The organism is Streptomyces sp. CB03238 (assembly GCF_002099185.1).
In the GTDB taxonomy this organism is placed as follows: domain Bacteria; phylum Actinomycetota; class Actinomycetes; order Streptomycetales; family Streptomycetaceae; genus Streptomyces.
In genome coordinates this window covers 149,412-171,764 of sequence record NZ_NBCN01000014.1, presented here as the reverse complement: position 1 = coordinate 171,764, position 22,353 = coordinate 149,412, and the positions used below count along the sequence as shown (strand labels likewise).

Annotated in this window: 19 protein-coding genes; 11 read left to right on the top strand and 8 right to left on the bottom strand. The window is 71.7% G+C overall.

Translation table 11 applies throughout. The annotated features are described in order from the left end of the window. Positions 1–217 precede the first annotated feature (217 nt). Positions 218–994 carry a GNAT family N-acyltransferase gene (locus BKD26_RS25405; RefSeq protein WP_084902423.1) on the top strand — a complete coding sequence of 259 codons (777 nt, stop codon included), beginning with the start codon at positions 218–220 and terminating at the stop codon, positions 992–994. Next, positions 994–1,848, top strand: coding sequence for a lysophospholipid acyltransferase family protein (locus BKD26_RS25400; RefSeq protein WP_084902421.1), 855 nt, complete (start codon positions 994–996; stop codon positions 1,846–1,848). Before BKD26_RS25405 ends, BKD26_RS25400 begins: the two co-directional genes overlap by 1 nt. Here the strand turns inward: BKD26_RS25400 and egtD are convergent. The 4 genes from egtD to egtA are packed head-to-tail and all read right to left on the bottom strand — an operon-like array spanning position 1,743 to position 6,092. Then, positions 1,743–2,708: an L-histidine N(alpha)-methyltransferase gene (gene egtD, locus BKD26_RS25395; RefSeq protein ID WP_084902417.1), complete on the bottom strand. Its 966-nt coding sequence runs from the start codon at positions 2,706–2,708 to the stop codon at positions 1,743–1,745. The two genes, BKD26_RS25400 and egtD, sit on opposite strands and share 106 nt — an antisense overlap. Continuing rightward, positions 2,705–3,487: an ergothioneine biosynthesis protein EgtC gene (gene egtC / locus BKD26_RS25390; RefSeq protein WP_084902415.1), complete on the bottom strand. Its 783-nt coding sequence runs from the start codon at positions 3,485–3,487 to the stop codon at positions 2,705–2,707. The genes egtD and egtC overlap by 4 nt, the downstream gene beginning before the upstream one ends. Then, entirely contained in the window at positions 3,487–4,791 is a 1,305-nt protein-coding gene (gene egtB / locus BKD26_RS25385) for an ergothioneine biosynthesis protein EgtB (RefSeq protein ID WP_084902413.1), read from the bottom strand. The genes egtC and egtB overlap by 1 nt, the downstream gene beginning before the upstream one ends. Continuing rightward, positions 4,788–6,092 carry an ergothioneine biosynthesis glutamate--cysteine ligase EgtA gene (gene egtA, locus BKD26_RS25380; protein ID WP_084902411.1) on the bottom strand — a complete coding sequence of 435 codons (1,305 nt, stop codon included), beginning with the start codon at positions 6,090–6,092 and terminating at the stop codon, positions 4,788–4,790. The genes egtB and egtA overlap by 4 nt, the downstream gene beginning before the upstream one ends. A gap of 136 nt (positions 6,093–6,228) precedes the next feature. Between egtA and BKD26_RS25375 the strand changes: the two genes are divergently transcribed. From BKD26_RS25375 to BKD26_RS25360, 4 genes are all read left to right on the top strand, one after another. Beyond that, positions 6,229–7,062, top strand: coding sequence for a TIGR02452 family protein (locus BKD26_RS25375; protein WP_084902498.1), 834 nt, complete (start codon positions 6,229–6,231; stop codon positions 7,060–7,062). A 144-nt stretch (positions 7,063–7,206) separates the two neighbouring features. Then, positions 7,207–8,244: a LacI family DNA-binding transcriptional regulator gene (locus tag BKD26_RS25370; RefSeq protein WP_084902409.1), complete on the top strand. Its 1,038-nt coding sequence runs from the start codon at positions 7,207–7,209 to the stop codon at positions 8,242–8,244. Positions 8,245–8,291: 47 nt separating this feature from the next. Beyond that, the gene (locus BKD26_RS25365; protein WP_073759469.1) at positions 8,292–8,546 is read left to right on the top strand and encodes a hypothetical protein; all 255 of its coding nucleotides are present in this window, start codon (positions 8,292–8,294) and stop codon (positions 8,544–8,546) included. A gap of 133 nt (positions 8,547–8,679) precedes the next feature. Further along, positions 8,680–9,870 (top strand): thiolase family protein, encoded by a 1,191-nt coding sequence (locus BKD26_RS25360; protein WP_084902495.1) that lies wholly within the window; start codon positions 8,680–8,682, stop codon positions 9,868–9,870. Positions 9,871–9,944: 74 nt separating this feature from the next. Here BKD26_RS25360 and trxA read toward each other — a convergent pair whose 3' ends face one another. Beyond that, positions 9,945–10,313 (bottom strand): thioredoxin, encoded by a 369-nt coding sequence (trxA, locus tag BKD26_RS25355; protein ID WP_084902406.1) that lies wholly within the window; start codon positions 10,311–10,313, stop codon positions 9,945–9,947. Between the two features lie 114 nt (positions 10,314–10,427). Between trxA and BKD26_RS25350 the strand changes: the two genes are divergently transcribed. Continuing rightward, positions 10,428–11,867: an NAD(P)/FAD-dependent oxidoreductase gene (locus BKD26_RS25350; protein WP_084902404.1), complete on the top strand. Its 1,440-nt coding sequence runs from the start codon at positions 10,428–10,430 to the stop codon at positions 11,865–11,867. Here the strand turns inward: BKD26_RS25350 and BKD26_RS25345 are convergent. After that, positions 11,864–12,352, bottom strand: coding sequence for a hypothetical protein (locus tag BKD26_RS25345; protein WP_084902401.1), 489 nt, complete (start codon positions 12,350–12,352; stop codon positions 11,864–11,866). The genes BKD26_RS25350 and BKD26_RS25345 overlap by 4 nt on opposite strands. Positions 12,353–12,430: 78 nt before the next feature. Continuing rightward, positions 12,431–14,044: an alkaline phosphatase D family protein gene (locus BKD26_RS25340; protein WP_241518820.1), complete on the bottom strand. Its 1,614-nt coding sequence runs from the start codon at positions 14,042–14,044 to the stop codon at positions 12,431–12,433. Positions 14,045–14,168: 124 nt separating this feature from the next. Here BKD26_RS25340 and BKD26_RS25335 point away from each other — a divergent pair, with 124 nt between their 5' ends. Next, on the top strand, positions 14,169–15,134 hold the full coding sequence (locus BKD26_RS25335) for a pirin family protein (protein WP_084902396.1): 966 nt from the start codon (positions 14,169–14,171) through the stop codon (positions 15,132–15,134). Positions 15,135–15,845: 711 nt separating this feature from the next. On the opposite strand, the gene BKD26_RS25330 is transcribed toward BKD26_RS25335, so the two are convergent. After that, entirely contained in the window at positions 15,846–16,337 is a 492-nt protein-coding gene (locus BKD26_RS25330; protein ID WP_084902394.1) for an amino acid transporter, read from the bottom strand. Positions 16,338–16,566: 229 nt separating this feature from the next. Between BKD26_RS25330 and BKD26_RS25325 the strand changes: the two genes are divergently transcribed. From BKD26_RS25325 to BKD26_RS25315, 3 genes are all read left to right on the top strand, one after another. Next, the gene (locus tag BKD26_RS25325; protein WP_107417996.1) at positions 16,567–17,016 is read left to right on the top strand and encodes a GNAT family N-acetyltransferase; all 450 of its coding nucleotides are present in this window, start codon (positions 16,567–16,569) and stop codon (positions 17,014–17,016) included. A 156-nt stretch (positions 17,017–17,172) separates the two neighbouring features. Further along, positions 17,173–18,183, top strand: a complete 1,011-nt coding sequence (locus BKD26_RS25320) for a LacI family DNA-binding transcriptional regulator (protein WP_084902388.1) — start codon at positions 17,173–17,175, stop codon at positions 18,181–18,183. 730 nt (positions 18,184–18,913) lie between these two features. Next, a complete protein-coding gene (locus BKD26_RS25315) occupies positions 18,914–22,285 on the top strand; it encodes a CARDB domain-containing protein (protein WP_084902386.1) in 3,372 nt (1,123 codons plus the stop codon). Positions 22,286–22,353: the final 68 nt, after the last annotated feature.

The window sequence follows — 22,353 nt, the reverse complement described above, 5'->3', positions numbered from 1 at the left end:
TCCGGGCAGGGGCACGGGCGCCGGGGCGGGAGCACCGGCGGCGGGCGGCGCGGGGGCCGAACCGGGCGGCGGGATGTTCCGCGTACCGGGCATTCAGCCGTCGCACATCCACGCTCCGCCGCGCGGTCATGTCGAATCCAGCCGGCCACGGAAGAAGTAAGGAGCCGGGCCGCCGCAGCCGAGGTCCGGGCCCTTCCCTCCGGCACAGGAGACCGCCATGCCCGCATCCCCCGCCACCCTCGAACCCGCCCCGGCCGCCGCGCCGCAGTCCCGTTACGTCGTCTCGCTCGCCCAGGACCAGGAGGAGGTACGCGCCGCCCAGCGGCTGCGGCACCAGGTGTTCGCAGGCGAACTGGGGGCGCGCCTCGACGGGCCGGAGCCCGGCCTGGACGGCGACGAGTTCGACGCGTACTGCGACCACCTCCTCGTACGCGAGGAGGCCACCGGCGACGTCGTCGGCACCTACCGGCTGCTTCCGCCCGACCGTGCTCGTATCGCCGGCCGGCTGTACTCCGAGGGCGAGTTCGACCTCACCCGCCTCGCCCCGGTCCGCGACGACCTCGTCGAGGTGGGCCGCTCCTGCGTCCACCCCGCCCACCGCAACGGCGCCGTCATCTCCCTCATCTGGGCCGGCATCGCCCGCTACATGACCCGCACCGGCCACACCTGGCTGGCCGGCTGCTGCTCCCTCCCGCTCGCCGACGGCGGCGCCCTCGCCGCCGCCACCTGGGACACGGTCAAGGCCAAGCACCTGGCCCCCGAGGAGTACTGGGTCACCCCGCACAAGCTCTGGTCCGCCGAGAGCGTCGCCCGGCCCGCCGGCCGCACCGAGCTCCCGCCCCTGCTGCGCGGCTACCTGCGCCTGGGCGCCTGGGTCTGCGGGGCGCCCGCCCACGATGCCGACTTCGGCGTCGCCGACCTGTACGTCCTGCTGTCGCTGCGCCGCACCGACCCCCGCTACCTGCGGCACTTCCTCTCCCTCGCCCCCGCGTAATGAGCGCCTGGCTGCCCAGCGCGCCCTGCACGCCCCGCCACTGTGCCCGTACGACGCGAAAGGCCACAGGCGTCAGGGCCGTCGGGCGGCTGACGGCCGGCGTCCTGGCCGTCCTCGCCGGCGTGCTCCTCGCGCCCCTCACCGCGCCCCTCGGTCGCGCCGCCCGCGAGCGGGCCACCCGGCTCTGGTGCCGGACGGTGATCCGGGCCTTCGGCGTACGCGTACGGGTCACCGGCGGCGTACCGGGGAAGGAACCGCAACTCGTGGTCGCCAACCACGTCTCCTGGCTCGACATACCGCTCGTCGCCGCCGTCCTGCCCGGCCGGATGCTCGCCAAGAGCGAGGTACGGCACTGGCCGCTGCTCGGCCCGCTCGCCGCCCGCGGCGGCACCCTGTTCCTCGAACGCGACCGGCTGCGCTCCCTCCCCGGCACGGTCCGGGACATCGCGGAGGCCCTGCGCGGCGGCTCCCGCGTGGTCGTCTTCCCCGAGGGCTCCACCTGGTGCGGCCGCGCCGGAGGCCGGTTCCGGCCCGCCGCCTTCCAGGCCGCGATGGACGCGGGCGCCGCCGTCCGGCCCGTACGCATCACCTACCGCCCGACCGGCTCGGCGGCCTTCGTCGGAGACGACCCGCTCACCGCCTCGCTGTGGCGGGTCGCGACGGCCCGTGGGCTGACCGCGGAGATCCGGATCCTGCCCCCGATCCCCGCCGGCCGCCACACGGACCGCCGCGCACTGGCACGGGCGGCTCAGACCGCCGTCGCCAGCGACAGCGCGAACCGCCCCTCCTCATCCGTCCACCAGTGCGCCAGCTCCATCCCGGCGCCCGCCAGTTCGCCGCGCACCCCCTCCTGACGGAACTTCGCCGACACCTCCGTACGCATCTCCTCCCCGGCCTCGAAGGTGACCGCCAGGTCCAGCTCCGGGATCTTCACGGTCAGCGCCTGGCGCGCCCGCAGCCGCATCTCGATCCACTCCCTCTCCCGGTCCCACACCGCGACATGGTCGAAGTCGGCCGGATCGGCGTCCGCGCCCAGCTCGCGCGCCAGCACGGCCAGCACGTTCTTGTTGAACTCGGCCGTCACGCCCGCCGCGTCGTCGTACGCCGCGACCAGTGTCTCCTCGTCCTTCACCAGGTCCGTGCCCAGCAGCAGCGCGTCGCCGGGCGAGAGCAGCGACCGCACGGAACGCAGGAACAACTTCCGCTGCTCGGGCAGCAGATTGCCGATCGTGCCGCCCAGGAAGGCGACCAGCCGGGGCCCCGGCGTGCCCGGCAGGGCCAGGCCCCGGGTGAAGTCGGCGATCAGCGCGTGGACCTGCAGCCCGGGGTGCTCGCCGGTCAGCGCCTCCGCCGCCCCGCGCAGCGCGCTCTCGCTGACGTCCACCGGCACGTAGCTCTCCAGCCCCGGCAGCAGCGCCTCGATCAGATGGCGGGTCTTCTCCGACGAGCCCGAGCCCAGCTCCACCAGGGTGCGGGCCCGTGTGACCTCGGCGATCTCCGCCGCCCGGGCGACCAGGATCTCCCGCTCGGCCCGGGTCGGGTAGTACTCGGGCAGCCGGGTGATCTCCTCGAACAGTTCGCTGCCCCGTGCGTCGTAGAACCACTTGGGCGGCAGGTCCTTCGGCGTACGGGTCAGGCCGTGCAGGACGTCGGCGCGCAGATCGGCGCCGGTGGCGTCCTCGGGCAGGGTACGGGTCAGCAGGAACGGGCTCACGCGGCGGGCTCCTTGAGCGGGGTCAGAAGGACATCGGTACGGGTCGCGGCGAGGACCGTGCGGTCGGGGACCTCTCGCCAGCCCGGATCGTCGTCGTACGGCTCCGAGGCCACGACCGTGCGGTGCCTGGCGGGCTCGGCCAGGTACCACAAGGTGTCGCCCCAGGCGGTCGCGCAGATGGTCTCGCCATCGGTGAGCAGCAGGTTCAGCCGCGAACCCGGGGCCGCGTCGGCAACCTCGTACACGGTCTCGGCCAGCGCCTGCGCCGGCTCGTCGCCGTCCCGCAGCCGGTGCAGGACCAGCGCCCAGACGAGGGCCGAGTCCTTGCGGGCCTCCAGCGACAGCACCTCCTGGGCGGGCAGCCGCGAGGCAAGCGGTGCGAGGGAGCCGGGCCAGCCCTTGACCGCGCCGTTGTGGCTGAACAGCCACGGCCCGGCGGCGTACGGCGCGGCGGCCGCCTCCGCGTCGGCCCCGGACAGCGTGGCGTCCCGGACGGCGGCCAGCAGGGCGCCGGTGCGCACCACCCGGGCCAGGTCGGCGAACGACAGATCGGCCCAGATGGGCCCGGCGCGCCGGTACCGGGCCGGCACGGGGTCGCGCTCCCCGTCCCCGTCCCCGTCCGCGTCCGCGTACCAGCCGACGCCGAAGCCGTCCGCGTTCACCGTCCCGTACCGCTGGCGCCTGGGCTCCCACGACTGCCGGTACAGGCCGTGCGCCGGGAACACCAGTACCTCACCCATCGGCGCCGGAGGGCCTACGTATGCGATATGACGGCACATCAGGCGTCCCTCGCGGTGCGGAACCCGGAGAAGATCTGCCGCCGCACGGGCAGGTCCCAGTTGCGGAACGTGCCCCGGCACGCCACCGGATCCACGGCGAACGAACCGCCGCGCAGCACCTTGTGCCCCGGTCCGAAGAACACCTCCGAGTACTCCTTGTACGGGAACGCGACGAAACCGGGGTACGGGAGGAAGTCGCTCGACGTCCACTCCCACACGTCACCGATCAACTGCCGTACACCGAGAGGCGACTGCCCGGCCGGATAGCTCCCGGCCGCCGCGGGCCGCAGATGGCGCTGGCCCAGATTGGCGTGCTCGGGCGTCGGGTCCTCGTCACCCCACGGGTAGCGCAGCGAGCGGCCCGAGGCCGGGTCGTGGCGGGCGGCCTTCTCCCACTCCTCCTCGGTCGGCAGCCGGCGCCCCGCCCAGCGGGCGTAGGCATCGGCCTCGTACCAGCTGACGTGCAGCACCGGCTCGTCCTCCGGCACAGGCTCCACCACACCGAACCGGCGCCGCAGCCACTGCCCGCCCTCCCGGCGCCAGAACAGCGGCGCGCCGATGCCGTGCTCCCGGATCTGCGCCCAGCCCTCGGGCGCCCACCAGCGCTCGTCGCGGTAGCCGCCGTCCGCGATGAACGCCATGTACGCGCCGTTGGTGACGGGCACCGTGTCGATGAAGAATTCCGGCACCACGCGCGCGTGCGCCGGCCTTTCGTTGTCCAGCGCCCAGGGCTCGGCCGAGGTACCCATGGTGAACGGCCCGCCAGGCACCCGCACTTCGGCGGGCAGACCCGCCGTCCCCGGTCCCGGCGGCGGCTCCGGGGCGTCCAGCGCGGCGGGACCGGGCCGCAGCTGATGGGTGATCAGCATCGTCTCGTCGTGCTGCTGCTCGTGCTGGGCGACCATGCCGAAGGCGAACGCGGCGTCGACCAGCGGCCGGCCGCCCTCCAGCGGGGTGCGCTCCAGTACGTCGAGGACGCGGTCGCGTACGTCGGAGGCGTACGCACGCGCCTCGGCGGGCGCCAGCAGCGGCAGCGTGGGCCGGGTGGCCCTGGGATGCTCGAACGCGTCGTAGATCGAGTCGATCTCGGGGCGCAGCGCCGCACGCCCCGCCACGGCGCGCCAGAGCCACTGCTCCTCCTGGTTGGAGATGTGGGCCAGGTCCCACACCAGCGGAGACATCAACGGCGAGTGCTGGGCGGTCAGTTCATTGTCGTCGACACAGCTCGTGAGCAGGGCGGTGCGCGCCCGGGCGGTGGTCAGCGCGTCCAGCGCCCGCCGCCTGAGCTTCTCGGGGTCCGTCATGTACGGCTGTCCTTCCCGGGTGTCCCGGTTCCGGTCGCGGTCACGGTCTCGGGGGCGAACTGGTCGTCGGCGGGACATCGGCCCCGCAGGACATGGCGCTCGTGGAACGCGGCGACCGCGTCCAGGACGGCGGTGGTGGCGCCCCGCCGGGGCAGCGCCTCCAGCGCGAGCGCGAAACAGGCGACGGCGGCCTCGTGCAGCGCGGGCGCGGTCAGACCGTCGCGCGAGGCGCCGCGCCACAGCGCGTCGCGTGGCGGCGCGGCTGGGGTGACCGATGCCGCCAGGGGCTCGACCACGCGGTACGCGGCCTCGGCCGCCTCCGGGTCGTCGAACAGCGCCGTCGTGACGGCCAGCGGCACGATCCAGCCGTCCTCACCCGGCTGGGCGTCGATCATGCGCAGCTCCAGGTGGCCGCGCGGCCGGACGGGCGGGAACAGCGTGGTCAGGTGGTAGTCGAGATCCGCCCGGGTGGCGGGCCTCGGCTCCCCGTACCGCAGCCACTCCCGTAAGGTCAGCGCCTCGGGAACCGACCACGGTCCGTCCCCGCCCCGGACGCACATCACCGGGGCGTCCAGCACATGTGCCGCCCACGCGGCGCGCGGCTCCCGCCCGGTGTCCGGGGCCACGCCCCGTACCGGATCCAGGTCCGCCCACAGACCCTGCCGGGTGGACCGCAGACCGGATGGTTTGCCGTGCAGGGTGGGGGAGTTGGCGAACGCGGCGACCAGGACGGGGCCCAGCAGGTGGGCCAGCCGCCAGCGCCGCTCGAAGCCCAGCGGGCCGGGCTCCTCGTGCCCGGCGTCGAGGCAGACCTGGACGGAGGCGGAGTCACGCATCATGGCGCGCCCGGCCGGACCCGTACGGTCCAGGTACCTCTCCATCGCGTCGTAGCGCGGTGCGGAGAGCAGCCGGTCGCGAGGCGGGTACCAGGGATCGGTACCCGCGCCGGTGAGGGTGAGACCCAGGGCGCCCAGCGCGGTCCGTACGGCCGTCAGATCGGCCGAGACGGTGGTGACGCATTCCATGAGGGACGCGGCGGGCGGCGAGCTGAGCTCCAGCTGCCCGCCGGGTTCGAAGGTGAGTGCCGACGTCAGCGGCAGGCTCCGCAGTCCGTCGAATGCGGTACGGAGCCGGTCGGGGGTGACGGGGAGTTGCGGGATGTGCAGGTCATGGACGAACCACTCCAGTTCGACCCCGATCGTGCGAGGGGGGCCGGTCTTGAAACAGATGCAGCGCAGCAGGTCCTCGGCCTCGTCCTCGGCGAGTGGACCGCCGCTCTCCGGCATGTCACTCAGTGGCATACGGGCTCCTCCTGTCGAAGGCCTGTCCGAAGGCGTTCCGTCCCACCTAAGCCACCGGTCCGTGATCGCACAAGAGTGCCCTCAGGGGCGGAAATCCGGTTGCCGCACGCTCGAATGATTGTCGACCATGCCGGGTATGAGTGCACGTCTGCGAGGGATCGCGAAGGACACCGAGGAGATCGTCGCCGGGGGCCGGTACCAGGCCCCCGACGGCCGGCCGGTCACCATAGGTCCCGAGGTCACCGCCTCCCTCGAAGGGACCGCGATGTACGGCCCGGGGCCGGTCCCGGTGACCCCGGACACCGACCGCACCACGCGCTTCGAGGTCACGGCCGAGTCCAGCCTGGAGGCGGCGAGGCGGCTCACCGACGCGGGCCCGGCACCCGTCGCCGTCCTCAACTTCTCCTCCGCCCGCAACCCCGGCGGCGGCTACCTGAACGGCGCACAGGCCCAGGAGGAGGCCCTGTGCCGCGCCTCGGCGCTGTACGCCACGCTCCTGCGCGTCCCGGAGTTCTACGACCACCACCGCGCCGAACGCAGCCCCTTCTACACCGACCGGGTCATCCACTCCCCGGGCGTGCCGGTCTTCCGCGACGACCGGGGCCGGCTGCTCAACTCCCCGTACCGCGTGGGATTTCTCACGTCACCCGCACCCAACGCCGGGGTGATCACCAGCCGTACGCCCGAGGACGCCGCACGCATCCCGGCCGCGCTCGCCTCGCGCGCGGAACGTGTGCTGGAGACCGCGGCGGCGTGCGGCTACCGGCGCCTCGTCCTGGGCGCGTGGGGCTGCGGGGTCTTCCGCAACGATCCCGGACAGGTGGCGGCCGCGTTCCGGGCGCTGCTGACCGGGGAGGGCCGGTTCGCCCGGCACTTCGAGGAGGTCGTGTTCGCGGTCCTGGACCGGACGCGCGGGGCGACGACCCTGGGCGCGTTCCGCGACACGTTCGCGGCGGTCACGACGGCGTGACCGGGGCGGTCGGCCCACCCCTCCCACGCCGCCGCCGTGGCCGCGCGGGTCGACGCTCGGTAAGCGGTGGAGGACTGGGCGGCACCCCTTTCCGGCCATCCGCCGGACCCGCGCGGGGACCGGTCTGGAAAGATGCCGAGGGCGATGACCCAGACACCTCCCCGGCCGCCCGCCGGACCTCCGGCCCCACGCCCGGTGCCGACCAGTGCCGATGTCGCGCGGCTGGCCGGTGTCTCCCGGGCCACCGTCTCGTACGTGCTCAACAACACCTCGGCCGTACGGATCAGCGAACCGACCCGTCTCCGCGTCCGGCAGGCCGCCGAGGAACTGGGTTACGTCCCGCACGCCGCCGCCCGGAGCCTGCGCGCCGGCCACACCCGGATCGTGCTGCTGCCCACCGCGCACATCCCCGTCAGCCCGCTCTACGGTCACTTCCTCAACGAGCTCCAGTGGGCGCTGCGCCGCCTCGACTACACGGTCGTGCAGTACGGCAGCATGGGCCTGGACGGCGACGAGGCGGCCCGTGCCTGGGCGGAGCTGCGTCCCGTCGCCGTCGTGTCGCTCGGCGAGGTGGAGCTCACCCCGCAGGGCGTCGAGGTCCTCAAGAGGTCCGGCGCCAGGGCCGTCATCACGCTCGGCCCACGGCCCGTCGAGGGCGCCCACGCCCTGGCCATGGACCAGAGCCGGGTGGGCGCCTGCGCGGGCGCCCACCTGCTGGAGCGCGGCTACCGGCGCATCGGCGTGGTCGTGCCCGAGGAGACCGGCCTGGAGCTGTTCTCCGGGCCCCGCCTCGACGGGGTGCGCCGCGCGGCGGCGCGCACGGGCGCCGAGGTCGTACCGCTGTCCCTGGCCTATACGGAGGAGTCGGCCGCGGCCCTCGCCGCCCGCTGGTCCGACCTGGGCCTGGAGGCCGTCTTCGGGTACAACGACGAGTACGCGATGCTCCTGATGCGCGCCCTGCAGGACGCGGGGGTCTCCGTCCCGGGCGACACGGCCGTCATGGGCGCCGACGACCTGCTGCTCGGCCGGCTGCTGCGGCCCCGGCTGAGCACGGTCCAGATCGACATGGAGACCGGCCAGCACCTGGCCGAGCTGGTCGACCGGGCGGTCGCCGACCCCGGCCGTACGCCTGAGGGGCACGACCTGATGGGCGCCCGAGCGATCCACCGCGAATCCACCTGAGTCCACCTGAGGTGCGTGGCGCGCGGAACGTCTCTAGCGTCGCCTGCATGAGCACACATCCGCAGCGCTTCGAGATCCTGCTGGTGCCCGAGCACGTGGAGGGGCGCGACGCGGCGCACCTCGCGCAGAGCGCGATCCGCTCGGCGGTCGTGGAGGCCACCGGCCAGACGGGCGCGTCGGGCTACCCCCGCTACGTGGGCGAGGGCATGGAGGCCGACATCGACCCCGAGACCCGCACCGTGGAGGCCCTGCTGGTGGACGGCGCGGAGCTCGACTACGGACTGTCCGCACGTATCCGCTGATCACCCGCGCCTCCCGCGCCCCGACCGGGCATCCGTTGACACGGGGCGGGCCGGGGGCGGAGACTCAAGCGAGCCAGAGGATGAAGAATACTTCACCTGGCGAACAGTCGAGGTCATGGTGGGAGAGCACCCGATGAGCATCCGCGACGTCTACATCGTCGACGCCGTCCGCACGCCGATCGGCAAGTTCGGGGGCGCCCTCTCCTCCGTACGGCCGGACGACCTGGCCGCCCATGTCGTCAGGGCGCTGATGGACCGCACGCCCGCCCTCGACCCCGCCCGCCTCGACGACGTGTACTTCGGCGACGCCAACGGGGCCGGCGAGGACAACCGCGACGTCGCCCGCATGGCCGTCCTGCTCGCCGGACTCCCCGTCTGCGTACCCGGTGTCACCGTCAACCGCCTGTGCGGCTCCGGCCTGGAAGCCGTCATCCAGGGCGCGCGGGCCATCGCCGTAGGCGACGCGTCGGTCGTCCTGGCGGGTGGCGTCGAGTCGATGTCGCGGGCGCCCTGGGTGCTCCAGAAGCCCGAGCGGGCCTTCCCGGCCGGCCACCAGCAGCTCCACTCCACCACCCTCGGCTGGCGCATGACCAACCCGAAGATGCCCGCCGAATGGACCGTTCCGCTCGGTGAGGGCGCCGAACTGATCGCCGACAAGCACACGATCACCCGCGAGCAGCAGGACGCCTTCGCCCTGACGAGCCATCAGAAAGCCGCGGCGGCCTGGGCGGAGGGCCTGTACGACGGCGAGGTCGTGCCGTACGGGGGAGTGGACCTCACCCGCGACGAGTGCATCCGTGAGAACACGTCCATGGAGGCGCTGGCCAAGCTGAAGCCGTCCTTCCGCACCGACGGCACCGGCACCGTGACGGCCGGCAACGCCTCGCCGCTCAACGACGGTGCCGCCGCGCTGCTGCTGGTCGACGAGGAGGGCCTGAAGGCCTGCGGGCGCGAGCCGCTCGCCCGTGTCCGCGCCTCCGCCGTCACCGGCATCGAGCCGCAGCTGTTCGGCCTCGGACCGGTGGAGGCCGTCCAGCGCGCCCTCGCCAAGGCGGGCCGCAGCTTCGCGGACCTCACCACCTTCGAACTGAACGAGGCGTTCGCCGCTCAGTCGCTGGGCTGCCTCGCCGAGTGGCCCGAGCTGGACCCGGCGGTGGTCAACCCGCGCGGCGGCGCCATCGCCATCGGCCACCCGCTGGGCGCCTCGGGCGCCCGCCTGGCCGGTTCCGTGGCCCACCAGCTGGCGGCCGCGGGCTCAGGAACGGGCCTCGCGGCGCTGTGCATCGGCGTGGGCCAGGGACTGGCGCTGGTACTGGAGCGCTGAGCGCGGCGCCCCGGGGCCGGAGCGCCGCCGCCGGTGCCGCACGAAGAGGCCCGTGCCGCCCGAAGGGGCCTGCGTCAGGCCCCGGCCTTACCGCTCTCGATGGACTTGCGGACCTCGTCCATGTCCAGCTTGCGGGCCTGCCCGATGAGGTCCTCCAGGGCCGTCTCGGGCAGCGCCCCCGGCTGGGAGAACACGGCGACGTTGTCCCGGACGATCATCAGCGTCGGGATGGACCGGATGTCGAAGGCCGCGGCCAGCTCCGCTTGCGCCTCCGTGTCGACCTTGGCGAACACCAGGTCGGGGTGGCGCTCGGACGCGCTCTCGAAGACCGGGGCGAACTGACGGCACGGTCCGCACCAGGCAGCCCAGAAGTCGATCAGGATGAAATCGTTGTCGGTCACCACCTGATCGAAGTTGTCCTTGGTGAGCTCTACGGTGCTCATGCTGCCTACCTCTTCCAGGTCTGTGGGGGCATCGACCCGGACAACCGTGCCCGGAGCCGCGCTATTCCGCCTGCCCATGTGGCCACGGCGCACACTCACCACCAGACTGACCCCATGACCGAAACGGTGGAGTCCTTCGAGTACGACGTCGTGGTGGTGGGTGCGGGGCCGGTCGGCGAGAACGTGGCGGACCGCGCCGCCGCGGCCGGGCTCAGCGTCGCGGTGGTCGAGAGCGAACTGGTCGGCGGCGAATGCTCCTACTGGGCCTGCATGCCCAGCAAGGCACTGCTGCGCCCGGCGATCGCCCGCGCCGACGCCCGCAAGGTGCCCGGCCTGCGCGGGGCCGTGCGGGGCCCCCTGGACGCTCCCGCGGTGCTCGCCCACCGCGACGCGTACGTGTCGCACTGGAAGGACGACGGCCAGGCCGGCTGGCTGGACTCGATCGGCGCCCGCCTCCACCGCGGCCACGGCAGGCTGGACGGCAGCAGAAGGGTCACCGTCGAGGGCCCCGACGGCGAACGGCAGGTCCTCACCGCCCGGCACGCCGTCGCCCTGTGCACCGGCAGCCGCGCCGTCCTGCCCGACCTGCCGGGCCTCGCCGACGCCCGGCCATGGACCAGCCGCGAGGCGACCAGCGCGGGGCACGTGCCCGGCCGGCTCGTCGTGGTGGGCGGGGGAGTGGTCGGCACCGAGATGGCCACCGCCTGGCAGGCGCTCGGCTCCCGCGTCACCGTGCTGGTACGGGGCCGGGGCCTGCTCCCGCGCATGGAGCCGTTCGTCGGCGAGCACGTGGCGGACGCGCTCACCGAGGCGGGCGCGGACGTCCGTACCGGCGTCTCCGTCACCGCCGTCGAGCGCCCGCACCCCACCGGGCCGGTCAGGCTCGTCCTGGACGACGGCGAGCACGTCGAGGCCGACGAGGTCCTCTTCGCCACCGGCCGCGCGCCCCGCACGGACGACCTCGGCCTGGAGACGGTCGGCCTGGAACCGGGCTCCTGGCTGTCGGTCGACGACAGCTGCCTGGTCGACGGCAGCGACTGGCTGTACGCGGTCGGTGACGTCAACCACCGGGCCCTCCTCACCCACCAGGGCAAGTACCAGGCCCGTATCGCGGGCGCCGCCATCGGCGTCCGCGCCGACGGCGGAGCCCCGCTCGACACCGGCGCCTGGGGCGCGCACGCCGCGACCGCCGACCACACCGCCGTACCCCAGGTCGTCTTCTGCGACCCCGAGGCCGCGTCCGTCGGCCTCACCCTCGCCGAAGCGGAGGCGGCGGGGCACCGCGTACGGGCGGTCGACCAGGACCTCGCCGCGGTGGCAGGATCCGGCCTGTACGCGGACGGGTACCGAGGCCGCGCCCGGATGGTGGTCGACCTCGAACGCGAGGTGCTCCTCGGCGTCACCCTCGTGGGCCCGGCGGTCGGCGAACTGCTCCACTCGGCCACCATCGCGGTCACCGGCGAGGTACCCATCGCCCGCCTGTGGCACGCGGTTCCGGCGTACCCCACGATCAGCGAGGTGTGGCTGCGGCTGCTGGAGGGCTACCGCGGCTAGCACTTCACGGACGCCTGCGAGGCGGCGATGGCGTTGTCCAGCGCCTCCAGGTGAGGTCTGATCAGGCTGGAGGCCTGCGCGCCCGTGACGCCGCCGGGCAGGTCGTCGATGGCTCGGCCGACCCTGTCGTACGCCTTCGAGACCGCCCCCGCCCCCGCTCGCGCCTTGCGCACGCCCCGTGCGCTGCGCTTCACCAGGTCCAGGTCGTGGGCGACGTCCTCCCGCAGGTCCTTGAGCTCGTCGCGCCCCCTCGACCGGGGGCTGAGGCCGGCCAGCTTGCCCACGTCCATCCGCAAGGCCCCCAGGTCCTCGCAGAGCCCGTCGATCGCCGCCATCGTCCGCTCCCGGGGCGACGGGGCGTCGGCGGTGCAGCCGGTCAGGGTGAGCGGGCCCGCCGCCAGGACGAGGACGAGGACGGCGCGCGGCGGACGGCGGCGCCGCTGCCGTATCGGAGAGGTCCGTATCGGAGAGGTGAGGTCGCCCATGGCCTCATGGAATGCCGGGCGGGCTCGGTGTGCCCGCGGGTGGCGCCGAACGAGTGAACGGCGCGCCACCGGCCACCGTCACGCGCGGTGGAGGCCCGGCGTGCCCGTACCGGTGGAGAAGGAGGCGGCCGTACTGAGCGTGCCACCGGGTTTGGTGACGGTGGAGACGGTCTTGAAGGCGATGTCGGCGCTGGCCTGGCCGAGCCTGATGACGGTGTAGCCCCGGCGCCCGTCGTAGAACTTCAGGTGGGGGTTGGCCTGGGTGAGGCTGTTCCAGTTGCCGGGCTTCTGGGCGCCGTCCCTGCCGCTGGAAATGGACGTCGTGGAGATCTCGGTGCCGACGACACGGGACGCGGGGTTGTTGAAGTCCGCCTTCAGGTCGAAGCCGTATCCGACGTGCGCGTCCCCGGACAGGACCATCAGGTTGTCCACCCCCGCCGCGGTCGCGCCGTCCAGGATGCGCTTGCGGGAGGCGGGGTAGCCGTCCCAGGCGTCCATGGACAGCTTGTAGTCGGCCGCGGGCACGTTGCGCCGCTGGGCGAAGGTGACCTGCTGCGGTACGACGTTCCACACCGCGTCCGACGCCCGCCAGCCGTCCAGCAGCCAGCGCTCCTGCGCGGCGCCGGTCATGGTGCGCGACGGGTCCTCCGACTCGGGCCCCGGTGCCTGCCAGCCGTCTCCGTAGGCCTGGTTGGAGCGGTACTGGCGGGTGTCGAGGATGTCGAACTGCGCCAGGTGCCCGTACTGGATCCGCCGGTACAGCCGCATGTCGGGGCCCGTCGGATGCTGCGGCGGCCGCAGCGGCTGGTTCTCCCAGTACGCGCGGTACGCGGCGGCGCGGCGCAGCAGGAACTCCTCGGGCGGCACGGCGTTCTCCGGGATCGCCCCCGCGTAGTTGTTCTCCGTCTCGTGGTCGTCCCAGGTCACGACGAACGGATGCGCGGCGTGCGCGGCCTGCAGATCGGCATCGCTCTTGTAGAGCGCGTAACGCAGCCGGTAGTCCTGGAGGGTGACGGTCTCGTGGTTGAAGTGGGCGGGCAGCTGCCGGTCGGTGTAGCCGCGGTGGCCGCCGGCCGAGTCGACGCCGTACTCGTAGATGTAGTCGCCCAGGTGCACCACCATGTCCAGGTCCTCGGAGGCGAGGTGCTTGTACGCCGTGTAATAGCCGTCGAAATAGGCGGCGCAGGCGACCGCGGCGAAGGTCAGGGAGGGCACCCAGAAGGAGGCGAGCGAAGGGGCGGTACGGGCACGGCCCACGGGGCTGATCCAGGCGCCCGCCCGGAAGCGGTAGTAATAGAAGCGGTCCTCGTCGAGACCCGGCACCTCCACATGGACACTGTGGGAGTACTCCGGGTGGGCGGTGGCGGTCCCGCTCCTGATGACGGCGTAGAACTGCTCGTCGTACGCGACCTCCCACTGAACCTCCACGCGCTGCGCCGACAGGCCGCCGTCCGGGTCGTACGGACTGGGCGCGAGCCGGGTCCACAGCAGGACGGAATCCGGCAGCGGGTCACCGGAGGCGACGCCGAGGGTGAACGGATACTTGTTGATCTTCCTGGCGTCCAGCACGGAGGGGCTCGCGGCACCGGCGGCCGGCAGGTGCGTGGTGAACGCCAGGGCGGCCGCGGCCCCGGCCACGGTGAGGAAGTGACGGCGCCCCATACGCCGGGCGGCGGCACGGAGCTCGGGCATGTGAGTCTTCATATGGCACGTCATATGCCCGCTTTACGATGGTTGTTGCCCTGGCATACGGGTGGTCTGACGACCCGTGAGAAACCGCGGCGCCGGAGGGGCGCCCCCGACTAGGTTGGGCGGTATGAGCAACCTTGATCGTCAGGCCGCGCTCTCCGTCTGCGGCGGCCGGGGATTCGTCGTCGCGGAGCCGGTGCGTGAGCTCCTGAGCCCCCGCCGCGTACAGCTCGGTGAATCCACCGAGGTGCGCCGTCTGCTGCCCAACCTCGGCCGCCGCATGGTCGGCGCGTGGGCCTTCGTCGACCACTATGGGCCCGACGACATCGCCGACGAGCCCGGCATGCAGGTGCCGCCCCACCCGCACATGGGCCTGCAGACCGTCAGCTGGCTCCACGAGGGCGAGGTCCTGCACCGCGACAGCACGGGCAGCCTCCAGACGGTGCGCCCGCGCGAGCTGGGCCTGATGACCTCCGGGCAGGCCATCTCCCACTCCGAGGAGAGCCCCCGCCCCCACGCCCGCTTCCTGCACGGTGCCCAGCTGTGGGTGGCCCTGCCCGACGCCCACCGCCACGTCGACCCCCACTTCCAGCACCACGCCGACCTCCCCCAGGTCACCGCCCCCGGCCTGACGGCCACGGTCGTCCTCGGCGAACTCGACGGCACCCTCTCACCCGGCACCACCTACAGCCCCCTGCTCGGCGCCGACCTCGCCCTGACCCGCGGCACGGAAACGAATCTGCCGCTCGACCCCGACTTCGAGTACGCCGTCCTCTCCATGTCCGGCGAGGCCCACGTCGACGGCGTACCGGTCCTCCCCGGCTCCATGCTCTACCTCGGCTGCGGCCGCACGTCCCTCCCCCTGCGCGCCGAATCGGACGCGGGGCTGATGCTCCTGGGCGGCGAGCCGTTCGAGGAGGAGATCGTCATGTGGTGGAACTTCGTGGGCCGGACCCACGAGGAGATCGCCCAAGCCCGCGCCGACTGGATGACCACCACCCGCTTCGGCGAAGTGGAAGGCTACGCAGGGGGCCGGCTGCCTGCTCCCGAACTGCCCCCGGTGGCGCTGAAACCGCGAGGCAGGGTGCGCTGACCTGGGGAGATGCGACCGGGTTGGTTGACTTGCCGGGCGCGGCGGCTTGGTGACGGGCTCGGCAAGCGGAATGAGGTGCCCCGGACCTCTCGTGGCCTCTGTTCAGTGGTGCGTGCAGCCCCAGGTGTGGTCATCTGTAGTCGGCTTTAGTAGACCCAATGCTGACCCAACGCTGACTTTGCTGATGGGGCGTCAGGGTACCGGGCCTGTGTTTGCTGGTCCGATGTCTGCCGCGAGTGGGCCAGTGCCCAGGCGTCTCGTCCGCTGCTGACCCGCGGGGACGCTGCGGAGTCGGGCTGGATGCTCTGTGAAGGCCGGCGATGTCGGTCGCGGGAGGAGAGGCATTGTGGTGTTCCGGCAACGTTGCCCCCTCCCTTAGTGGTCGGCTCCGGAAATCCTTCGGTGGTTGATGCAGGGGTAGGGGCCTGTGCGGGGTTCTGGTCACATACCGCGTAGGCGCGGGAGGCTGACGCCTGCTGGGTTCTCACCGGACCCCACGTCTACACCCGCCTCATTGATGTCCGGCAGTGGGACGCCGAGACCTTTCGGCAGTGGCTGTACCCGATGCTCGCCGCCTGCCTCCTGCCGTAACGCCGCCACGGACGGCGGCCGTCTCCTTTCCTCCCTGGCCGGCCCGACTGGCTGGCCGAATCTTCCGTCCCGCGTACCGTCTCCGGGGCCGCCTGGAGATCTACGGCGGCTGCGGGGAGTTCAGAAGTGCGTCGTGATTCCGAATGCTTCTCGGAGCCGGGTCATGTCGTGGCGGTCCCGGTCGGTGGGGTCGTAGCCCTGGTGGAAGTAGACCTGCTGTTCGGCGGAGAGGCAGGGAACGGTGCTGTGCTGGATCGTGCCGGTGACGAAGCACGCCGCTGGATAGACGAACGGGCTCTCTGGTTCCAGCGAAGCCTGGGTGGCGCTTCCGTCCAGTGCGAAGACCAGCGGGTGCAGGTCGATCTCGCGGCCTGACGCGTCTGCGACGACGAAACGCGTGGGGCGCCAGTCAAGGGTTTCGGTGAAGCCGGCGTCGGTGAGGGCCGAGAGGAGAGCGGGCTCCTGTTCATGGCGGTGCATGAGGTCCAGGTCCCGGTGAGGGCGGGTCTGCCTCCCCAGGAGGGCGTCGATGCCCCAGCCCCCTCCGATCCAGACATCTGTGTCGGCCTGCCGAAGCACGTCCAAGATCTCCAGCACATCATCGCCGGTCATGGCAGGCACCTCTCTCACGCTACCGGGAACGAAGCCTACTCGCGCACCCGGTCCTCGGGCGTGGTGAACCGGGAGAACTGCTCCTCGGGGACGTTGAAGTTGCGGGAGTCCACCTGAGCGGCGGCTGGCCGCCGATGAAGGACCACACCATGGTGTTCGGCCACATCGACCGCTACGGCGAGACGCCGGCAAGGCGCTTGTCCCGCGAAGAGACGGCAGTATGGCGGGTATGACGGTGAGAAGCGGGGACGGGATCGTTGTGCGGCGGGCGCTCCCGTCGGACGAGCAGGGGCTGTGCGGCGTCGACGTCGTCGTCGGCGGTGGTGATGCTGAGCGGCGGGCGAGCATTCGAAGATGGTGTGAGAGCGGAGTGTCCGCCGTGGCGGAGGACAAGAGTGGTCACCTCGGCTACTGCGTGGTGGAGTACACGTTCTTCGAGCAGGGCTTTGTGACGATGCTCATGGTGGCGCCCACGGCCCGACGCAAGGGTGTGGGACGTCGGCTGTTGGATGCTGCGGCGTCCTCGTGCACCACCGAGAAGCTGTTCACCTCGACCAACGTCTCCAACCGGCCGATGCAGGGGTTGCTGGAGCGCGCCGGATGGCTCCCGGTGGGCCTTCTCCATGGCCTCGACGCGGGCGATCCCGAGCTGTTTTACCTCTGTCCGCGTCGTGGTTGAACGCCAGAGCTGACGGTTCTAGACGGTCCCGGGAGGGCCACCACCGGTGTAGATCTTCACAGAACCGGACATACGCACCTTGCGGCGCACTGTCATGCTGTAAACATGGCAAGAAACATGTAACTTCCTGACTGCCATTGCGCTAGAGTTGCATTTGTGACGCGACGACTTGCCTTGGTGGCGAAAAAAGTGGGGGTCAGCGAGGCCACGGTCAGCCGAGTCCTCAATGGCAAGCCGGGGGTCTCGGAGACCACCCGCCAGTCCGTGCTCAGCGCGCTGGACGTCCTCGGCTACGAGCGGCCCACGCAGCTGCGGGGAGAGCGGGCCAGGCTGGTGGGTCTGGTTCTGCCGGAGCTGCAGAACCCCATCTTCCCGGCCTTCGCCGAGGTCATCGGCGGCTCTCTGGCGCAGCAGGGACTCACGCCCGTGCTCTGTACGCAGACCAAGGGCGGCGTCTCGGAAGCCGACTACGTCGAGCTGCTGCTGCAGCAACAGGTGTCCGGGGTGATCTTCGCCGGAGGTCTCTTCGCGCAGGCCGACGCGCCGCACGAGCACTACCGGCAGCTGGCGGAGCGCGCGATCCCCGTCGTCCTGGTCAACGCGCCCATCGAGGGGCTCGATTTCCCTTGCGTCTCCTGTGATGACATCGCCGCGGTGGAGCAGGCCTGGCGCCACCTCTCCTCCCTGGGGCACGAGCGTATCGGGCTGGTCCTCGGTCCCGAGGACCACATTCCCTCGCGCCGGAAGCTGACCGCGGCGCGGACGGCGTCGGCCGCGGCGGGCACGGCGCTGACCGAGGAGTTCGTGGAGCGCTCGATGTTCTCGCTCGAGGGCGGGCAGGCCGCCGCGGGTCGGCTGTGGGACCGCGGGGTCACCGGAGTCATCTGCGCGAGCGACCCACTGGCCCTGGGCGCCATCAGGGCGGCCCGCCGGCGCGGACTCGCCGTTCCCACCGATGTGTCCGTGCTCGGGTTCGACGACTCGGCCTTCATGAACTGCACCGAGCCGCCCCTGTCGACGGTGCGGCAGCCGATCGAGGCGATGGGACGGGCCGCCGTCGATCTCCTGTGTGCCCAGATCCAGGGGACGCAGGCGCATCCGGGCGAGCTGCTCTTCGAGCCGGAGCTCGTGGTACGGGGCTCGACCGCGCCGCCCTCCACCGCCTGAACCACGCCTGATCACCAGCTTGTTCCCGCTTCCGTACGGCCTCATAGGCGATTTCTGAGGGTCAGACCTGACGGTCTGGGCCTTTTTCCTGTGCCCGGGCGTGTGCGGGTGACTCCGCTCATCCCTGTCCGGATCGGGTGACGGAAGCTCGGGAAACGGGCGTTGACTGTAAGCGGCGGGTGTCGAGAAAACTCGTACTGTCGTTCGGCTGCTCGTCGGCGGCACGTCCGGCGATCCACCGGCTACCGACCTGGCTGTACGACCAATCCCCGCTAATGCGGTCGAGTGGTTTCGGATCGCGAAGGGTTGCGCCGACCAGGTGCGACTTCGCCCCGTCCGCTGTTCGTGAAGGCGGGGCCATGCTGGGCGGCAGCGTCAAGTGCGTCGTTGCGGGCCCTGAGGCTGACGGACTTTGCGGCGGTGAGCCGTCCAGGACGCTCACATGGCGCGCGCCTCTCAACAGGTAGTTGTGTCCGGCCCGTTGACAAAGTGGTGACCCGGCGGAAACCTGTCATCTGGTCGTCGCAAAAGATTGACTGAACAGCTCAAAAAGACTCGTTGACACGCGGATGTTCCATCTTCAGGGATGGAAGGTGTCGTGCGAGGACTCTGTCGACGTTCACCCGGTGCGTTCGCCCCCCAGTCCGTTCTCCTTCCTCCGGCGCTGCTCACGTCGTCGGCAGGGCGGGGGGCACGGTCGGCCGCTCGGGTGAGGAATCAAGAGGACTTCATGGGATTGAGAAACCACGGGCGGCGAGTGATCGTTGGTTCGGTGATGGCAGGCCTGATAGGAGTGGGGATGCTTCCCGCCCCCGCCTATGCGGCTGAGGGCCCCAACCTTGCCCTGGGCAAGCCCGCGACCGCGGGCGGCACGAACGGCGGCTACGTCGCGGGCCATGTGACCGACGGAAGCCAGGCGTCCTACTGGGAGGGCCCCAACGGGGCGTTCCCGCAGTGGGTGCAGGTCGACCTGGGCGCGAGCACCGATGTCGGCCGGGTCGCGCTGAAGCTGCCCGCTTCGTGGGGCTCCCGTGTCCAGACGCTGAGCGTGCTGGGCAGCACGGACGGATCCTCCTTCGCCACGCTGGCCGGATCGGGCGCGCGGACCTTCGACCCGGCCAACGCCAACACCGTCAGCATCCCCGTCACCGCGACCACCGCCCGCTTCATCCGCGTACAGGTGGCGGCCAACACCGGATGGAACGCGGCCCAGCTCTCCGAGCTGGAGGTCTTCGGCGAGGACGGCGGCGGCCCGGTCGACCCGCCGCCGACCGGCACCAACCTGGCGCGGAACAAGCCGATCGAGGCCTCCTCGTTCACCCAGACGTACACGGCGGCCAACGCCAACGACGGGAACACCGGCACCTACTGGGAGTCGGCCGGTTTCCCCGCGACCCTGACGGCGAAGCTCGGTGCCAACGCCGACATCCAGGCGGTCCGGATCAAGCTGAACCCCGACCAGGCGTGGGGCCCGCGGACCCAGGCCGTCGAGGTGCTCGGACGCGAGCAGTCCGCGTCCGGCTTCACCTCCCTCAAGGCCCGCGCCGACTACGCGTTCAGCCCGTCTGCCGGGAGCAACACCGTCACCATCCCGGTCACCGGCCGGTACGCGGACCTCCAGCTGAAGTTCTTCGCCAACAACGGCGCTCCCGGCGCCCAGGTCGCCGAATTCGAGGTGGTGGGCGCCGCCGCTCCGAACCCGGACCTCACGGTCACCGATCTGGCCTGGACCCCTTCCTCGCCGTCCGAGACGGACGCCGTCGAGGTCAGCGCGACCGTCCGCAACGCGGGCACCGCCGCCTCGCCGGTCACCTCGGTCAATGTCAGCCTCGAAGGCACCGTGGCGGGCACCGCGCAGGTCGGCGCGCTCGCCGCAGGCGCCTCCACGACCGTGAAGATCCCCGTGGGCAAGCGGGCCATGGGCAGCTACACCGTGTCCGCCGTCGTCGACCCGGCGGGAACCGTCGTGGAGCAGGACGACACCAACAACAGCCGGACCGGCTCCGCCAAGCTCGTCGTCGGCCGGGCGCCCGGTCCCGACCTCACGGTCACCGCGATCGCGCCGAACCCGGCCGCTCCGGCCGTCGGCGCGCAGGTCTCCTTCACGGCCACGGTCCAGAACCGGGGCACCACCGGTGTCGCCGCCGGGACCGTCACGCGGCTGACCGCGGGAACCACCACCCTGAACGGGACCACCCCCGCCGTCGCCGCCGGTCAGTCGGTCACCGTGCCGATCTCCGGCACGTGGACCGCCGCGAGCGGAGGGGTCAACCTCACCGCGACGGCCGACGCCACCGCGACCGTGGCCGAGACGAACGAGAACAACAACGTCTTCAGCCGTTCGCTCGTGGTGGGCCGCGGCGCCGCCGTGCCGTACACGGAGTACGAGGCGGAGGACGCCCGCTACCAGGGCACCCTGCTCACCGCCGACGCCAAGCGGACCTTCGGCCACACCAACTTCGCCACCGAGTCCTCCGGCCGCAAGTCGGTCCGGCTCAACTCCGCTGGCGAATACGTGGAGTTCACCTCCACCAACGCCGCCAACTCCATCGTCGTGCGCAACTCGATCCCCGACGCCGCCGCCGGCGGCGGACGGGAGGCCACGATCAGCCTGTACGCGGACGGCCAGTTCGTACGGAAGCTGACGCTCTCCTCCAAACACAGCTGGCTCTACGGCACCACCGACGACCCGGAAGGCCTCACCAACACCCCGGGAACCGACGCCCGCCGGCTGTTCGACGAGTCCCACGCTCTGCTGGCCCAGTCCTACCCGGCCGGCACGAAGTTCCGCCTCCAGCGGGACGCCGGTGACACGGCCTCCTTCTACATCATCGACCTGATCGACCTGGAGCAGGTCGCGCCCCCGGCGGCCCAGCCGGCCGGCTGCGTCTCGATCACCACCTACGGTGCGGTGCCCAACGACGGCCTCGACGACACCGACGCGATCCAGCGGGCCGTGACCGCCGACCAGAAGGGCGAGATCCCCTGCGTGTGGATCCCGGCGGGCCAGTGGCGCCAGGAGCAGAAGATCCTGACCGACGACCCGCTGGACCGAGGGATCTACAACACGGTCGGCATCCGTGACGTGACGATCCGGGGTGCGGGCATGTGGCACTCGCAGCTGTACACCCTCACGCCGCCGCACCAGGCGGGCGGCATCAACCACCCGCACGAGGGCAACTTCGGCTTCGACATCGACCACAACACCCAGATCTCCGACATCGCCATCTTCGGCTCGGGCACGATCCGCGGCAACAACGCCCAGGAGGAGGGCGGCGTCGGCCTCAACGGCCGCTTCGGCAAGGGCACCAAGATCAGCAACGTCTGGATCGAGCACGCCAACGTCGGTGTCTGGGCCGGCCGCGACTACACCAACATCCCCGAGCTGTGGGGACCCGGCGACGGCGTCGAGTTCAGCGGCATGCGAATCCGTAACACCTACGCCGACGGCATCAACTTCGCCAACGGCACCCGCAACTCCACCGTCTACAACTCGTCCTTCCGCAACAACGGTGACGACGCCCTGGCCGTCTGGGCCAGCAAGTACGTCAAGGACACCTCGGTGGACATCGGCTCCAACAACCACTTCCGCAACAACACGATCCAGCTCCCGTGGCGGGCCAACGGCATCGCGATCTACGGCGGCTTCGGCAACACCATCGAGAACAACATCATCGCCGACACCATGAACTACCCCGGCATCATGCTGGCGACCGACCACGACCCGCTGCCCTTCTCCGGGCAGACCCTCATCGCCAACAACGCCTTGTACCGCACGGGCGGCGCGTTCTGGAACGAGGACCAGGAATTCGGCGCCATCACCCTGTTCGCCCAGGGCCAGCCCATCCCGGGCGTCACCATCAAGGACACGGACATCGTCGACTCGACCTACGACGGCATCCAGTTCAAGACCGGCGGCGGCGAGATACCGGACGTCAAGATCACCAACGTCCGCATCGACAAGTCCAACAACGGCTCCGGCATCCTCGCGATGAGCGGCGCCCGCGGCAGCGCCACCCTGTCCAACGTCACGATCACCAACTCGGCCGAGGGCAACATCTTCGTCGAGCCCGGATCTCAGTTCGTCATCCGCAACCCGTAGCACCGGCACCGGCGCCTGAGGCGCCCTGACAGCGGGGTCCGGCCACGGCGGTGGCCGGTCCCCCTGCC

Excerpts from the sequence above, each read along its gene's own strand:
- BKD26_RS25360 (WP_084902495.1), top strand. The coding sequence starts at position 8,680 with ATGAGCATCCGCGACGTCTACATCGTCGACGCCGTCCGCACGCCGATC.
- trxA (WP_084902406.1), bottom strand. The coding sequence starts at position 10,313 with ATGAGCACCGTAGAGCTCACCAAGGACAACTTCGATCAGGTGGTGACC.
- BKD26_RS25350 (WP_084902404.1), top strand. The coding sequence starts at position 10,428 with ATGACCGAAACGGTGGAGTCCTTCGAGTACGACGTCGTGGTGGTGGGT.
- egtC (WP_084902415.1), bottom strand. The coding sequence starts at position 3,487 with ATGTGCCGTCATATCGCATACGTAGGCCCTCCGGCGCCGATGGGTGAG.
- BKD26_RS25345 (WP_084902401.1), bottom strand. The coding sequence starts at position 12,352 with ATGGGCGACCTCACCTCTCCGATACGGACCTCTCCGATACGGCAGCGG.
- BKD26_RS25335 (WP_084902396.1), top strand. The coding sequence starts at position 14,169 with ATGAGCAACCTTGATCGTCAGGCCGCGCTCTCCGTCTGCGGCGGCCGG.
- egtA (WP_084902411.1), bottom strand. The coding sequence starts at position 6,092 with ATGCCACTGAGTGACATGCCGGAGAGCGGCGGTCCACTCGCCGAGGAC.
- BKD26_RS25325 (WP_107417996.1), top strand. The coding sequence starts at position 16,567 with ATGACGGTGAGAAGCGGGGACGGGATCGTTGTGCGGCGGGCGCTCCCG.
- egtB (WP_084902413.1), bottom strand. The coding sequence starts at position 4,791 with ATGACGGACCCCGAGAAGCTCAGGCGGCGGGCGCTGGACGCGCTGACC.
- BKD26_RS25330 (WP_084902394.1), bottom strand. The coding sequence starts at position 16,337 with ATGACCGGCGATGATGTGCTGGAGATCTTGGACGTGCTTCGGCAGGCC.
- BKD26_RS25340 (WP_241518820.1), bottom strand. The coding sequence starts at position 14,044 with ATGCCCGAGCTCCGTGCCGCCGCCCGGCGTATGGGGCGCCGTCACTTC.
- BKD26_RS25375 (WP_084902498.1), top strand. The coding sequence starts at position 6,229 with ATGAGTGCACGTCTGCGAGGGATCGCGAAGGACACCGAGGAGATCGTC.
- BKD26_RS25405 (WP_084902423.1), top strand. The coding sequence starts at position 218 with ATGCCCGCATCCCCCGCCACCCTCGAACCCGCCCCGGCCGCCGCGCCG.
- BKD26_RS25400 (WP_084902421.1), top strand. The coding sequence starts at position 994 with ATGAGCGCCTGGCTGCCCAGCGCGCCCTGCACGCCCCGCCACTGTGCC.
- BKD26_RS25370 (WP_084902409.1), top strand. The coding sequence starts at position 7,207 with ATGACCCAGACACCTCCCCGGCCGCCCGCCGGACCTCCGGCCCCACGC.
- BKD26_RS25365 (WP_073759469.1), top strand. The coding sequence starts at position 8,292 with ATGAGCACACATCCGCAGCGCTTCGAGATCCTGCTGGTGCCCGAGCAC.
- BKD26_RS25315 (WP_084902386.1), top strand. The coding sequence starts at position 18,914 with ATGGGATTGAGAAACCACGGGCGGCGAGTGATCGTTGGTTCGGTGATG.